This window comes from Streptomyces sp. NPDC001599, assembly GCF_042893535.1.
Lineage (GTDB): Bacteria > Actinomycetota > Actinomycetes > Streptomycetales > Streptomycetaceae > Streptomyces.
On the sequence record NZ_JBIAVA010000002.1, the window covers coordinates 205,027 to 217,928 of the forward strand.

At 72.8% G+C, this 12,902-nt stretch carries 13 protein-coding genes; 6 read left to right on the forward strand and 7 right to left on the reverse strand.

What is annotated here, in order from left to right; translation table 11 throughout:
* Window positions 1-5 precede the first annotated feature (5 nt).
* Together ACFYZ3_RS05570 and ACFYZ3_RS05575 are read right to left on the reverse strand one after the other, a co-directional pair.
* The gene (locus ACFYZ3_RS05570) at window positions 6-512 is read right to left on the reverse strand and encodes a sigma-70 family RNA polymerase sigma factor (RefSeq protein ID WP_388514191.1); all 507 of its coding nucleotides are present in this window, start codon (window positions 510-512) and stop codon (window positions 6-8) included.
* 74 nt (window positions 513-586) lie between these two features.
* Window positions 587-1,780, reverse strand: coding sequence for a glycerophosphodiester phosphodiesterase (locus ACFYZ3_RS05575; protein ID WP_388514192.1), 1,194 nt, complete (start codon window positions 1,778-1,780; stop codon window positions 587-589).
* 386 nt (window positions 1,781-2,166) lie between these two features.
* Here ACFYZ3_RS05575 and ACFYZ3_RS05580 point away from each other — a divergent pair, with 386 nt between their 5' ends.
* Window positions 2,167-2,838 carry a 1-acyl-sn-glycerol-3-phosphate acyltransferase gene (locus ACFYZ3_RS05580; protein WP_007447704.1) on the forward strand — a complete coding sequence of 224 codons (672 nt, stop codon included), beginning with the start codon at window positions 2,167-2,169 and terminating at the stop codon, window positions 2,836-2,838.
* 75 nt (window positions 2,839-2,913) lie between these two features.
* On the opposite strand, the gene ACFYZ3_RS05585 is transcribed toward ACFYZ3_RS05580, so the two are convergent.
* The 4 genes from ACFYZ3_RS05585 to argH form a co-directional block, all read right to left on the reverse strand.
* Entirely contained in the window at window positions 2,914-4,473 is a 1,560-nt protein-coding gene (locus tag ACFYZ3_RS05585) for an MFS transporter (protein ID WP_388514193.1), read from the reverse strand.
* Window positions 4,470-5,021 (reverse strand): TetR/AcrR family transcriptional regulator, encoded by a 552-nt coding sequence (locus ACFYZ3_RS05590; protein WP_388514194.1) that lies wholly within the window; start codon window positions 5,019-5,021, stop codon window positions 4,470-4,472. Before ACFYZ3_RS05590 ends, ACFYZ3_RS05585 begins: the two co-directional genes overlap by 4 nt.
* 109 nt (window positions 5,022-5,130) lie before the next feature.
* Window positions 5,131-6,102 (reverse strand): aldo/keto reductase, encoded by a 972-nt coding sequence (locus ACFYZ3_RS05595; protein ID WP_388514195.1) that lies wholly within the window; start codon window positions 6,100-6,102, stop codon window positions 5,131-5,133.
* Window positions 6,103-6,227: 125 nt separating this feature from the next.
* Window positions 6,228-7,655 (reverse strand): argininosuccinate lyase, encoded by a 1,428-nt coding sequence (gene argH / locus ACFYZ3_RS05600; protein WP_388514197.1) that lies wholly within the window; start codon window positions 7,653-7,655, stop codon window positions 6,228-6,230.
* A 119-nt stretch (window positions 7,656-7,774) separates the two neighbouring features.
* Here argH and ACFYZ3_RS05605 point away from each other — a divergent pair, with 119 nt between their 5' ends.
* The 5 genes from ACFYZ3_RS05605 to ACFYZ3_RS05625 all read left to right on the forward strand — a co-directional run bounded on the left by ACFYZ3_RS05605 (window position 7,775) and on the right by ACFYZ3_RS05625 (window position 12,168).
* Window positions 7,775-8,362: a pyridoxamine 5'-phosphate oxidase family protein gene (locus ACFYZ3_RS05605; RefSeq protein ID WP_388514198.1), complete on the forward strand. Its 588-nt coding sequence runs from the start codon at window positions 7,775-7,777 to the stop codon at window positions 8,360-8,362.
* Window positions 8,363-8,365: 3 nt separating this feature from the next.
* Window positions 8,366-9,082: a L,D-transpeptidase gene (locus ACFYZ3_RS05610; RefSeq protein WP_388514199.1), complete on the forward strand. Its 717-nt coding sequence runs from the start codon at window positions 8,366-8,368 to the stop codon at window positions 9,080-9,082.
* A gap of 91 nt (window positions 9,083-9,173) precedes the next feature.
* Window positions 9,174-10,556, forward strand: coding sequence for a ferric reductase-like transmembrane domain-containing protein (locus ACFYZ3_RS05615; protein ID WP_388514201.1), 1,383 nt, complete (start codon window positions 9,174-9,176; stop codon window positions 10,554-10,556).
* 27 nt (window positions 10,557-10,583) lie between these two features.
* Entirely contained in the window at window positions 10,584-11,369 is a 786-nt protein-coding gene (locus ACFYZ3_RS05620; RefSeq protein ID WP_388514202.1) for an FMN-binding protein, read from the forward strand.
* 55 nt (window positions 11,370-11,424) lie between these two features.
* A complete protein-coding gene (locus tag ACFYZ3_RS05625) occupies window positions 11,425-12,168 on the forward strand; it encodes an FAD:protein FMN transferase (RefSeq protein WP_388514845.1) in 744 nt (247 codons plus the stop codon).
* Between the two features lie 190 nt (window positions 12,169-12,358).
* On the opposite strand, the gene ACFYZ3_RS05630 is transcribed toward ACFYZ3_RS05625, so the two are convergent.
* Entirely contained in the window at window positions 12,359-12,898 is a 540-nt protein-coding gene (locus ACFYZ3_RS05630; protein ID WP_388514203.1) for an arginine repressor, read from the reverse strand.
* Window positions 12,899-12,902: the final 4 nt, after the last annotated feature.

Genomic DNA, 12,902 nt, shown 5'->3' on the forward strand with positions numbered 1-12,902 from the left:
CGTCCTCAGCCGGCCGCAACCTCCGGCGTCAGCAATCGACGCAGACATCCCAGACATCGGGAGCGTTCCGGACCAAGACTGCCCTGTGAGATACCCAACTCCCCCGCGATTTCCCGGTATGTGAGGTCTCTGGGTGACAACAGGGCCTCCATCAGCCGGGGGCAGCGCCCGGGCAGCCGGCGCACGGCCTCGCGCAGGGCGCGGTGCCGGGCCGCGGTGAGCGCGATCCGCTCCGGCTCGTACGCGTACGCGTACGCGGCGACACCGGCGGGTTCGGTCCCGTACGGCCGCTCGTGACGGGCCCTGCGGCGGGTGCGGCGGGCCTCGGTGCGCACGGCGCTGCGCAGCCAGCGGTGCGGGTCGGGGGGCGGGCCGTCGGCCTCCAGGCGTTCCAGCAGGCGCAGCCAGACGGCCTGTTCCAGGTCGCCGGGCTCGGCTCCGGACGCATATGCCTCGGCCGAGGCCTCGGCGGTGAGCAGGGGGCGCAGGGAGGTGACCAGGTCGTCCGTCATATGCACATCGACGCGGCCGCCCGGGCGGCGGGTTGCCCGGACGGCCGAAGGTCACCCCAACCGGGGGTGTGCGCTCAGCCGTTGACGCCGTTGACGCCGTTGACGCCGTTGACGAAGTATTCGCGGGCCAGCACGCCGGTGTCCGGGTTGTCGGTGAAGACGCCGTCGATGCCGGTGGCGAAGTACGCCCGGAACGCGCCGAAGACGTCGCCGTAGCCGTCGGGGTCGCTGCCCTTGCGGAACTCGGCGGGCAGGAAGGGGTTCTCGTTGCGCATGGTGTACGGGTGCAGGATCAGGCCCGCCCGGTGTGCGTCGCGGACGAGCGTCGTCGGCTCGGTGAGCCGCCCGGCGGAGTCCTTGGGGATGATCAGGTCGAGGGTGGGGCCTATGCCCTGCGCGTAGGAGGCGATCTCCTTGAGGCCCTTGGGCGTGACGAGGTCGGCCGTGGTGCGCGGGTCGCCGGTCTCGACGAAGTCCCAGGGACGGCTGTTCGCGCCCGACAGCAGGACGGCGAGGGGGTTGCCGACCAGCTTGTTCATCCGCTGGATGCTGGTGGGCTCGAAGGACTGGATGATGACGGGCGAGTTCTTGCGGTCCTTGCCGTACTTGCGCAGCAGCCGTGCCAGGCGCTCCTCCGTGCCGAGGCCGAGCTTGCGGAAGTAGGTGGGGTGCTTGAGCTCCGGGTAGATCCAGACCTGCTTGCCGCGCCTGCGGGTCTGCTCGTTCTGCCAGCGCAGCACCTCCTCGAAGGTGGGGATCTCCCAGCGGCCGTCGTAGAGGGTGTTGTGCGGGCGGTTGGCCGGGATGCGCTCGGTGGCGCGGAGCGTCTTCAGCTCGGCGAGCGTGAAGTCCTCGGTGAACCAGCCGGTGGTGGAGACCCCGTCGAGCAGCTTGGTGCGCTTGCGGTCGGCGAACTCCGGGTGGTCGGCGACGTCCGTGGTGCCGCCGATCTCCGGCTCGTGCCGGCAGACGAGGTGGCCGTCCTTCGTGGGGACCAGGTCACCGGCCTCGACGATGTCGGCGCCCATGTCGAGGGCCAGTTCGTAGGAGCCGAAGGTGTGCTCGGGGCGGTAGCCGCTGGCACCGCGGTGACCGATGACGGTCGGCACGGGCAGGCTCCCGACCCCGCCGCCGTGCCGGGTGCCTGCGGCTCTGGCCGTGCCGGGCAGGCCGAGTACCGCTCCGCCCGCGCCGAGCACCGCCGCCCCGAGGAGCGCCCGCCGTCCGGTGCCGCCGCCCGCCCGCTCGTCCGACTCCTGCGTTCCCATGGGGTCCTCCTGCCGTTGACCGTCCCGTGCGCGCCGATCGTAGGGGCGCGTACATGACGAGCGGGAGACCGCGGCCGGAACACGCGGGTGCACTGAGGTGTCGTGTGGGGCTGGACGGCTGACGTGGCGTCGGCTTGGCGGCGGCGTGGCGGGGTACGCGAAGGACACAGGCCCGGTGGCGTCCCCCGGGCGGCGCGCCTCACGCGGACCGGGTGTCGTGTGTGCTTCGATCCCGGCCGTACCCGGTGAACACGCGTCAATACGCGTCCATACGCGCCGTTGGACGCACCGGGCCCGGGTGACCCGAGGTGCGTGATCCCCCGGGCCGCGAGTAATGTCCTCACCTGCACAGACTCATACCGCATCCCCGACACCGGAGGGCCACGTTGTCCCGCTTCGTGTTCATCAAGGCAGTGCTCGGTCCGATCATGCGCCTGATGTTCCGCACACGGGTGGAGGGTGTGGAGAACATCCCGGGCGACGGTCCGGTGATCCTGGCCGGCAACCACCTCACCTTCATCGACTCGGTGATCATGCCCCTGACCTGCGACCGGCAGGTCTTCTTCATCGGCAAGGACGAGTACGTCACCGGCAAGGGCCTCAAGGGCCGGCTGATGGCCTGGTTCTTCACCGGGGTCGGCATGGTCCCGGTCGACCGGGACGGCGGCCGGGGCGGGGTGGCGGCGCTGATGACCGGCCGCCGCATCTTGGAGGAGGGCCACGTCTTCGGTATCTACCCGGAGGGCACGCGCTCCCCCGACGGCCGCCTCTACCGCGGCCGCACCGGTATCGCCCGGCTCACCCTGATGACGGGCGCCCCGGTGGTGCCGTTCGCCGTCATCGGCACCGACAAGCTCCAGCCGGGCGGCGCGGGTCTGCCCCGGCCGGGCCGGGTCACGGTCCGCTTCGGCGAGGCGATGGAGTTCTCCCGCTACGAGGGCATGGACCGCGACCGCTATGTGCTGCGGGCGGTGACCGACTCGGTGATGACGGAGGTCATGCGGCTGTCGGGCCAGGAGTACGTGGACATGTACGCGAGCAAGGCGAAGGCGGCGTAGCACCGCCGACCCCCGCACGCGATACGGCGGACCGCTCGGTGAGCGGTCCGCCGTATCGCGTTTCCGCGCCCCGGGCTAGGGGTGTTCCACCCCGTCCTCCAGGCCGGGGTGTTCCACCCCGTCCTCCAGGCGCTGGCCGCGCAGCAGGTACCAGGACGCCGCGGCGGCGGCCAGGAGCACGGCGGCACCGACGCCCGCCGCGAGGGTCAGGCCGTCGACGAAGGCCTGCCGGGCGGAGTCCAGCAGCGCCTGGCCGGCGGGGCCGGGGAGGCGGGCGGCGGCCTCCACCGCGCCGCCCAGCGACTCGTGGGCGGCGTCCGGAGTGCCCGCGGGTCCGGTGAAGTCGCGGTAGACGCCGGTCACGATGGAGCCCAGCACCGCGATGCCGAGCGCGGCGCCGAGTTCGTACGCCGTCTCGGAGACCGCCGAGGCGGCGCCCGCCTGTTCCCCGGGGACGCTGGAGAGGATCACGTCGGCGGTGACGGTGAAGGCGAAGCCCGCGCCGAGGCCGACGACCAGCAGGGCCGCACCGAGCAGCGGATAGCCGGTGTGCTGGCCGATGACGGTCAGCGCGGCGAGGGCGAGGCCGACGGCGGCGAGCCCGCCGGAGACCACGGCACGGACCGAGAAGCGCCGGGCCGCGCGGCCCGCGATCAGACCGGCCACCACCGCGCCGACGGCGGCGGGCAGTTCGGCCAGGCCCGCCTCGAAGGGCCGCCTGCCCTGGACGAGTTGCAGGTACTGGGAGAGGAAGAACACCAGCCCCGACAGGCCCAGGATGGTCAGCAGGTCGGCCAGGACCGCGCCGCTGAAGCCCCGGTTGCGGAACAGCCGCATGTCGAGCAGCGGGACCGGCATGGTCAGCTGGCGGCGGACGAAGCCGTAGAGCGCGGCGGCGCCCAGCAGGCCCGCGGCGAGCGTGGTCCAGGCGAACCCGTGGGCGGCGGTCTCCTTGACGGCGTACACGACACCGACCATCCCGATCAGGGACAGGGCGACGCTGGCCAGGTCCCAGGGGCCCGGGTTCGGGTTGCGGGACTCGGGCAGCATTTTCACGCCGACGACGACCAGGACGGCCATCACGGGCAGGTTGATCAGGAAGACGGAGCCCCACCAGAAGTGCTCCAGCAGGAACCCGCCGACGACCGGACCGACCGCCGCGCCGGCGGAGGCGGCCGCGCCCCAGATGCCGACGGCGAGGCTGCGTTCACGCGGGTCGTGGAAGAGGTTGCGGATCAGGGCGAGGGTGGCGGGCATCAGGGTGGCGCCCGCGACGCCGAGCAGGGCCCGGGCGAGGATCATGAGCTCGGGGGTGTGCGCGTAGGCGTTGAGGACGGAGATCGCGCCGAACGCGGTGGCGCCGACGAGCAGGATCCGCTTGCGGCCGATGCGGTCGCCGAGGCTGCCCATGGAGACGAGCAGGCCGGCGATGACGAAGGAGTAGACGTCGCCGATCCAGAGCAGCTGCGTGCCGGAGGGCGCGAGGTCCTCGCTGATGTAGGGGGTCGCGAGACCGAGGACGGTCGCGTCGACGGCCACCAGCAGCACGGCCAGCACCAGGACGGACAGCGCCAGCCAGCGGCCGGGGCGCTTCACCGCCTCGGTCGGGTGGGCCGGCCGCAGGGTGCGGGTCATGGTTCCTCTCTCCGGAGTGCGCCGCCGAGCAGCAGCTCGACGATCATGTGGGTGAAGTCGTTGCGGGCCACGCGGCCCTCGGCCACCGCCCAGGCGCCGGAGGCCAGCAGGCCGTACAGCGCCTCGGTGAGCCAGGCGGGCGTGAGGTCGATGCGGAACTCGCCGCCCTCCTGGCCCCTGCGGAACAGCTCGGTCAGCCCGGTGTCGATGCGGGTCCAGCCCTCGTTCTGCTCCTCGCCCTCGAACAGCTGGTTCTCGGTGTAGAGGAAGGCGAGCAGACCGGCGGAGGGTTCCATCTCGCGGACCAGTCGGCGCACCGCGTCGGCCGCCGGGCCCTCGTCGGTGCGGGCCGCCGCGAGGGCGGCCTCGCACTCGGCGATGCCGAGCGACTCCAGTGCGCGGACGAGGGCGTCGCGTCCGGCGAAGTGCCGGTGCAGCGTGGCCCGGCTGAGGCCGGCGGCCCTGGCGACCTCGTCCATGGTGGCGGTGGACTTCCGGGTCAGCAGGGTCGCGGCGCTGCGCAGTACCTGTTCACGATCGACGGCCATGAGACAACGATAACCCACATGAGACATTCTTGCCTCATACTGGGCATGCGTGACTCACCTCACGGGGCGGCCACGGATTCTGCGGGCCGGTGGCGGTCCGGTCGGTGCGTCAGTGCCAGGGCAGCCCGCCGCGGCGCTCCCAGTACGCGTGCGGGTCCTCGGCGAGTGCGCCCAGGCGCGCCACCTGGTCGTCGTCGAGGTCGACCACCGCGGCGTGCAGGTTGGAGCCGAGCTGGTTGACCGTCGCCGCGCCGGACAGGACGACACCGGCCCAGGGCTGCCGCAGGACCAGGGCGAGGGCGACCGCGTCGCAGCCCAGGGCCGTCTCCTCGGCGACCGCCTTCAGGACGTCGGGGGCGTGCGGCTCCGCGAGGCGGCCGTTGGCCATGCCCTCCTTGACGAGCACGGTCAGCCCGGCCTCGTGCGCCTCGGCCAGCGCGGGTCCGGCGGAGGTCTCCAGCGCGTTGTACGTCGACTGGACGGTGCGGAAGAGGGGCTCGCCGTCGACAGTGACAGCGAGCGCGGCGCGGATGGCGTCGGCCTGGGCGGGGCCGCTGGTGGAGAAGCCGACGGTGCTGCCCTGCGCGGCGGCCTCGGCCAGCCTGGCGTGCAGCTCCTTGTCGGTGAGGGCGGGGCTGTCCGGGGTGAGCGAGTGGATCTGGTACAGGTCGAGCCGGTCGCCGAGCAGGGCGTCGGTCTCGGCGCGCTGGCGGTCGTAGGTGGCGACGCCGTGGTCCTTGATTTCGTGCTTCTCGGCCTCGGTGGACCAGTCGGCCGTGTAGGTGTAGCCCCACTTGCTGCCGACCACCACGTCGTCGGCGTCGGGGCGGTCCCGGAGCCACTCGGCGAGGAACTCCTCCGAACGGCCGTAGGAGCGGGCCGCGTCGAAGTAGCGCACGCCCTGCGCGTAGGCGGCGTCGAGGAGGTCGTGGGTGCGTTCGCGCAACGCCTCGACGGTGCGGTCGGCCGGCAGGTCCCGGTCGCGGCCGAGGTTGATGTAGCCGGGGCGGCCGACGGCGGCGAGACCCAGCCCGATGTGACAGGTGGGGGTGGTCGCCGCGGCCAGGCGGGCGAAGGGCATCGCGGGCTCCGTTCGGTCGACTGCTGAAGCTGTTGAGCTGCTGAGCTGTTGACCAACGTAACCGCGATGCCCCTCGGGCACACCGGCTGCTGCTGCCCGCCGCTGTCGGCCTCTACGGCCCGCCGCTACTTCTTGGCGTCCGCCCAGGCGTGCTGGGCCGCCACGTCCGCCTTCACCTCGGCGAGCTGTACGGCGACCGCGCTGGGCGCCGTGCCGCCGCGGCCGTCGCGGGAGGCGAGGGCGCCGGGGACGTTGAGGACGGTGCGCACCTCGGGGGTGAGGTGCTCGGAGATCTTGGCGAACTGCTCGTCGGTCAGCTCGTCCAGCTCCTTGCCGTCGGCCTCGGCGACCTTCACGCACTCGCCGGCCACCTCGTGCGCGACGCGGAACGGCACGCCCTGCTTGACCAGCCACTCGGCGATGTCGGTGGCGAGCGAGAACCCGGCCGGGGCCAGCTCCTCCATCCGCTCGCGGTGCACGGTGAGGGTGGCCATCATGCCGGTGAAGGCCGGGAGCAGGACCTCCAGCTGGTCGATGGAGTCGAAGACCGGCTCCTTGTCCTCCTGGAGGTCGCGGTTGTACGCGAGCGGGAGCGCCTTGAGGGTCGCCATCAGGCCGGTCAGGTTGCCGATCAGCCGCCCGGACTTGCCGCGGGCCAGCTCGGCGATGTCGGGGTTCTTCTTCTGCGGCATGATCGAGGAGCCGGTGGAGAAGGCGTCGTGGAGGGTGACGAAGGAGAACTCCTTCGTGTTCCAGATGATGATCTCCTCGGCGATCCGGGAGACGTTGACGCCGATCATCGCGGTGATGAAGGCGAACTCGGCGACGAAGTCGCGCGAGGCCGTCCCGTCGATGGAGTTCCCGGCGCTGCCGTGCTCGAAGCCGAGATCGCGGGCGACGGCCTCCGGGTCCAGGCCGAGGCTGCTGCCCGCGAGCGCGCCCGAGCCGTAGGGGGAGACGGCCGTGCGCTCGTCCCACTGGCGCAGCCGCTCGGCGTCCCGGCCCAGCGCCTGGGCGTGGGCGAGCACGTGGTGGGCGAAGAGCACCGGCTGGGCGTGCTGGAGGTGGGTGCGGCCCGGCATGGCGACGTCCGGGTGGGCCTCGGCGAGGCCGATCAGCGCGTCCTGGAGGTCGGCGATCAGACCGCCGACGGTCCGGGCGTGGTCCCGCAGGTACATCCGGAAGAGGGTCGCCACCTGGTCGTTGCGGGACCGGCCGGCGCGCAGCTTGCCGCCGAGGTCCGGACCGAGCCGCTCCAGCAGCCCGCGCTCCAGGGCCGTGTGGACGTCCTCGTCGGCGATGGTGCCGGTGAAGGAGCCGTCGGCGACGTCCGCCTCCAGCCGGTCGAGCCCGGCGATCATCCGGGTCAGCTCGTCCTCGGTGAGCAGCCCGGCCTTGTGCAGCACGCGCGCGTGGGCACGCGAACCGGCGATGTCGTAGGGCGCGAGCCGCCAGTCGAAGTGGACGGACGCGGACAGCTTCGCCAGGGCCTCGGCGGGACCGTCGGCGAAACGGCCGCCCCAGAGCCGGACGTCACCGCTGTTGCTGCTCACTTGGGTCGCTCCTCACCGTACGATCACTGTCATGCATGAGTATGCAGAACTCTGCATGATTCGTCAATCTTGCTGGTTGGTCCCGCCCGGCGCGTCCCGCACCCCCATAATCGTTAGACATGGGAAAGACTTATGAGCGCATAGACGGCAGACTCCGCACCTTCATCGAGGCGCAGCCCCTCTTCTTCACCGCCACCGCTCCCCTGGCCGGCGACGGCACGGTCAACCTGTCCCCCAAGGGCCTCACGGGCAGCTTCGCGGTGCTGGACGAAGTGACCGTCGCCTACCTCGACTTCGCGGGTTCCAACGCGGAGACCATCGCCCACCTGCGGGAGAACGGGCGGATCACCCTGATGTGGTGCGCCTTCCAGGGCCCGCCGAACATCGTGCGGGTGCACGGCCGCGGCGAGCCGGTCTTCCGCGACGACCCCCGCTTCCCCGACCTGCTCACCCACTTCCCGGACATCGACACCACCGCGCACGGACTGCGCGCGGTCATCGTCGTGCACGCCGAACTCGTCCGCGACACCTGTGGGTACGCCGTCCCCTTCATGGCCTACGAGAACGACCGGGACCTGCACGGCAAGCGGTTCGCCCGGGAGGACGACGCCTCGCTCAGCGCGTACTTCACCAAGAAGGAGCACATCGCCTCCAGCATCGACGGCCTCCCCGGGCTGCCGTTGCCGCTGCCTCCCTCTACCGTCTGACCCATGCGCCCCGGTGCCGTCGCCGTCCTCGTGTCCGCCTCCCTCCTGCTGCTCGGCGCCGCCCCCGCCGACGGGCCCGCTCCCGCGCCGCTCCCGGCGCGGATGGCCGACACCGGCGGCGGCGGCCAGCTGATCACCGCCGTCGCGCCGGACACCGGCTCGACCACGGGCACCCTCACCTGGTGGGACCGCAGGGGCGGGGGCGACGGACGCTGGGTCGCGGCCGGTTCCGCGCCCGCCCGCTTCGGCTCCGGCGGACTCACCGACGGGGCGAGGCGCGTCCAGGGCACGAACACCACGCCGACCGGCCTGTACGACCTGCCGTACGCCTTCGGCATCGAGGCGGCACCGCGCGGCACGGCGTACCGGTACCGACCGGTCCGTGAGGACTCCTGGTGGTGCCAGGACAACGCCTCCCGCTCCTACAACCGCTGGACCGAGCCGCGCCCCGCCGACTGCCGGGCCACCGAGGCCGAGCACCTGATCACCTACTCGGCGCAGTACGCCCACGCCCTGGTCGTCGGCTTCAACTACGACCGTCCGGTGCGCGGCCGCGGCGCGGGCATCTTCCTGCACGTCGACGGGCGCGGGGCGACGGCCGGATGCGTGTCGGTGCCGAAGGAGGCGATGCGGCGCATCCTGCGGTGGGCCGAGCCGGGAGAACGGCCGCACCTCGCGATCGGCACGTCGGGCGGGGCGACGGCGGTAACCCGCTACTGAGGGCGGACGACGGCATTGCCGTCCCGGGCTGAACGCTCGACCGGCACGGCGCGTATCTGTGGGCCAAGGGTCAAGTCCCCACGGAGGAACCGTGACCACCACGCTCGCCGGCGGCCGTGCCGCCCGCCGTCAGACGATGCGGCGCATCCGTCCGCGTCGCTCCCCCGCCGTCCCCCTGCTGCTCGCCGTGTGGGCGGGCGCGGCGGGCGTGTTGTGGCTGTGGTGGCGCAACACGCCCGCCATTTCCGACGACACCGGCAAGATCCTCGGCGCGGGCCGGATCACCGGTCTGCTGGCCGGGTACCTGATGGCGCTGGTGGTGCTCCAGATGGCCCGGGTCCCGGCGCTGGAGCGGCGCGTCGGGTCCGACCGGGTCGCCCGCTGGCACGCCATGACCGGCCGCTACACCCTCTGTCTGGTCCTGGCCCACGTCTTCCTGATCATGTGGGGCTACGCGGCGCAGGCCGGCAAGGGCCTCGGCGACGTCGTGGCGCAGACGGTCGACTCCGTGAACCAGTTGCCGGACATGGGCAAGGCCGCCATCGGCACCGGCCTGCTGGTCGTCATCGGGCTCCTGTCCGCCGGCCCCGTCCGCCGCCGGATCCCGTACGACGCCTGGTACCACGTGCACCTGCTCACCTACGCGGCGGTGTTCCTGACCTTCTGGCACCAGCTGACCACCGGCAACGACTTCGCCGTCGAGCCGGTCGCCAAGACCGTCTGGTACGTGCTGTACGGCTCGGTGACCGCGCTGGTGCTCTGGTACCGGGTGCTGACCCCCCTCCGGCTCAACCTGCGGCACCGGATGCGGGTGGAGGCGGTGATCGAGGAGACGCCCGGGATCGTGTCGGTGCTCATCGGCGGGCGCCGGCTGCACCGGATGGGCGCGGAGGCCGGGCAGTTCTTCCGCTGGCGGTTCCTGGCGCCCGGCATGCGGTTCAGCTCGCACCCGTACTCGCTGTCGGCGGCGCCGCGCCCGGACATGCTGCGGATCACCGTGAAGGCGATCGGCGACCACAGCACCGGGCTCCGTGAGCTGACGCCGGGCACCCGGGTGTGGGCGGAGGGCCCGTACGGCGCGCTGACCGCGCAGCGCCGCAGCCGCGGCAAGGTGCTGCTGGTGGCGGGCGGGGTGGGGATCACGCCGATGCGGGCCCTGTTCGAGACGCTGCCCGGCGCGTCCGGCGACATCACACTGCTCTACCGGGCCAACAGCACCCAGGACCTGGCGCTGTGGGACGAGCTGGCCGGGATCGCCGACGAGCGCGGAGCCCGGCTGATGTACGCGGTCAACAGCCCGGACGGGGAGCGCCCGGACATCTCGGCCGAGACCCTGGCCAGGAAGATCCCGGACGTCGAACGCCACGACGTCTTCCTGTGCGGGCCGCCCGGCTTCGCCCAGTCGGTGTACGAGGCACTGCGCGGCGCGGGGGTCCCCGCTCGCCGTATCCACCACGAGTCGTTCGAGATGTGAGCGACGGACATCGGGAGTCCAGGACAGATGAGGAAAAGCCACCCCGTTCGGCGTGCCGTGCTCGCCGGGGCCGCCACCGTGTCCGGGATCGTGCTGCTGCTGTCGCTGAAACCGGCGTCCGACCCGGGCTCCGCCTCGGCGGCGGGCGGCGCGGCACCGCCCGTGGCCGCGCAGTCGCCCCAGGGCGGCCGGGGCGCCGGAGCCGGCACGCTCACGGGTGACGCCGCGCAGACCCAGTACGGACCCGTGCAGGTACGGGTCACGGTGAGCGAGGGCAGAATCACCAAGGCCGAGGCCGTGCAGGCGCCCAAGGGCGGGCAGAGCGACCGGGTCACCGCCGACGCCGTACCGAAGCTCAACCGGGCCGCCGTCACCGCGGGCACCGCCGACATCGACGCCGTGTCCGGCGCCACCTACACCAGCGCCGGGTACCGGAAGTCCCTCCAGTCGGCACTCGACAAGGCAGCCGCGGCCGCTGGACCCGCCGAATCCGCCGGGTCCGCCGGACCCACCGAATCCGCCGGACCCGCCGGGCAGGGCACGCAGGTGCTCACCGGGGACGCCGCGCAGACCCAGTACGGAACCGTGCAGGTCCGGGTCACCGTCAGCGGCGGGAGGATCACCGACGCCGAGGCCCTCCAGGCACCCAGGGGCGGCCGCAGCGACCAGGTCACCGCCGACGCCGTACCGAAGCTCAACCGGGCCGCCGTCACCGCGGGCACCGCCGACATCGACGCCGTGTCCGGCGCCACCTACACCAGCGCCGGGTACAAACAGTCCCTCCAGTCGGCGCTGGACCGGGCCGGTGGCTGACACCGTGACCGGGTCCGCCGAGGCTCCCGCCGCGGTGCGTCATGTGGAGGAGGCGATGGGGACCGTCTTCTCCTTCGACGTCCGCGGCGGGGAACCCGCGGCCGTACGGGCGGCACTGGACGAGGCGGTCGACGGACTGCACCGGGCCGACGAGGTGTTCAGTACGTACCGCGAGGGCAGCCAGATCTCCCGGCTGGCGCGCGGGGAGCTGACCGTCGCCGCGTGCGCGCCGGAGGTCGCCGAGGTGCTGGAGCTGGCGGCCGAGGCGGAGCGGGTGAGCGACGGCTGGTTCAGCACGCGCTACCGGGGCCGGCTCGATCCGACCGGGATCGTCAAGGGCTGGGCCGTGGAGCGGGCCGCACGGCAGATCGCGGCGGCGGTGGCCGGTGTGAGCGGCGTCAGCGTCAACGGGGGCGGGGACGTGCAGTTGCTCGGGACGCCGGGTGCCGCGCGGCCGTGGCGGATCGGGGTGTCGGACCCGCTGCGGCCGGGCGGGCTCGCGGCGGTCGTCTCGGCGGCGGGGGTGGCGGAGCTGGCCGTGGCGACGTCCGGTTCCGCCGAGCGGGGGGCGCATGTCGTCGATCCGCGCACCGGGCGCTCGGCGGTGACCGACCTGCTGTCCGTGACGGTGGTGGCGTCCCGGCTGACGTGGGCGGACTGCTGGGCGACGGCGGCGTTCGCGATGGGGTCGCGGGAGGGGTTGGGGTGGCTGGAGTCGCTGCCCGACGTCGAGGGGCTGCTGATCACGGCCGGCGACGAGGTGCGGTGCACGGGAGGGCTGGCGGCCCGCTTGGGCTGAGGTACCGGCGTTCTCACTCGCCGCGTTGGCGGGGTGCGGCTGCGCCCACCCGTGCCGCCCCAGCGGCACGACTGCCCGCAGCCGCGGGGGGCCATGTTTGCCAGCCTCGCTGCAACGCCCTACGGGGCGCGGGGAACTGCGCGACCGGCCACGACGCGCCCGCAGCCGGTAGATCACCGCACCGCTCCCTTCAGGCCCCGTTCTGGGCCAGCCGCAGCAAGTGGTCCGCCAACGCCTGCCCACCCGTCGGGTCCCGGCTGATCAGCATCAGCGTGTCGTCACCCGCGATCGTCCCCAGGATGTCGTGCAGCTCCGCCTGGTCGATCGCCGAGGCGAGGAACTGCGCCGCCCCCGGAGGGGTGCGCAGGACCACGAGGTTCGCCGACGCCTCCGCCGAGATCAGCAGCTCCGCGGAGAGCCGCCGCATCCGCTCCTCCTTCGCCGACTCCCCGAGCGGCGCCCGCGGGGTGCGGAAGCCGCCCTCGCTGGGCACCGCGTAGATGAGGTCGCCGTCGGTGTTGCGGATCTTGACCGCGTTCAGCTCGTCCAGGTCCCGGGAGAGCGTCGCCTGCGTGACGGTGAGGCCGTCGTCGGCGAGCAGCTTCGCCAGCTGGCTCTGCGAGCGCACCGCCTGCCGGTTGAGGATGTCCACGATCCGGCGGTGGCGTGCGGTGCGGGTCTGCGGCAGGGCGGGCCCGGCCGTCTGCTCGTGCTCCTGCGCGTGGCTCATCGTC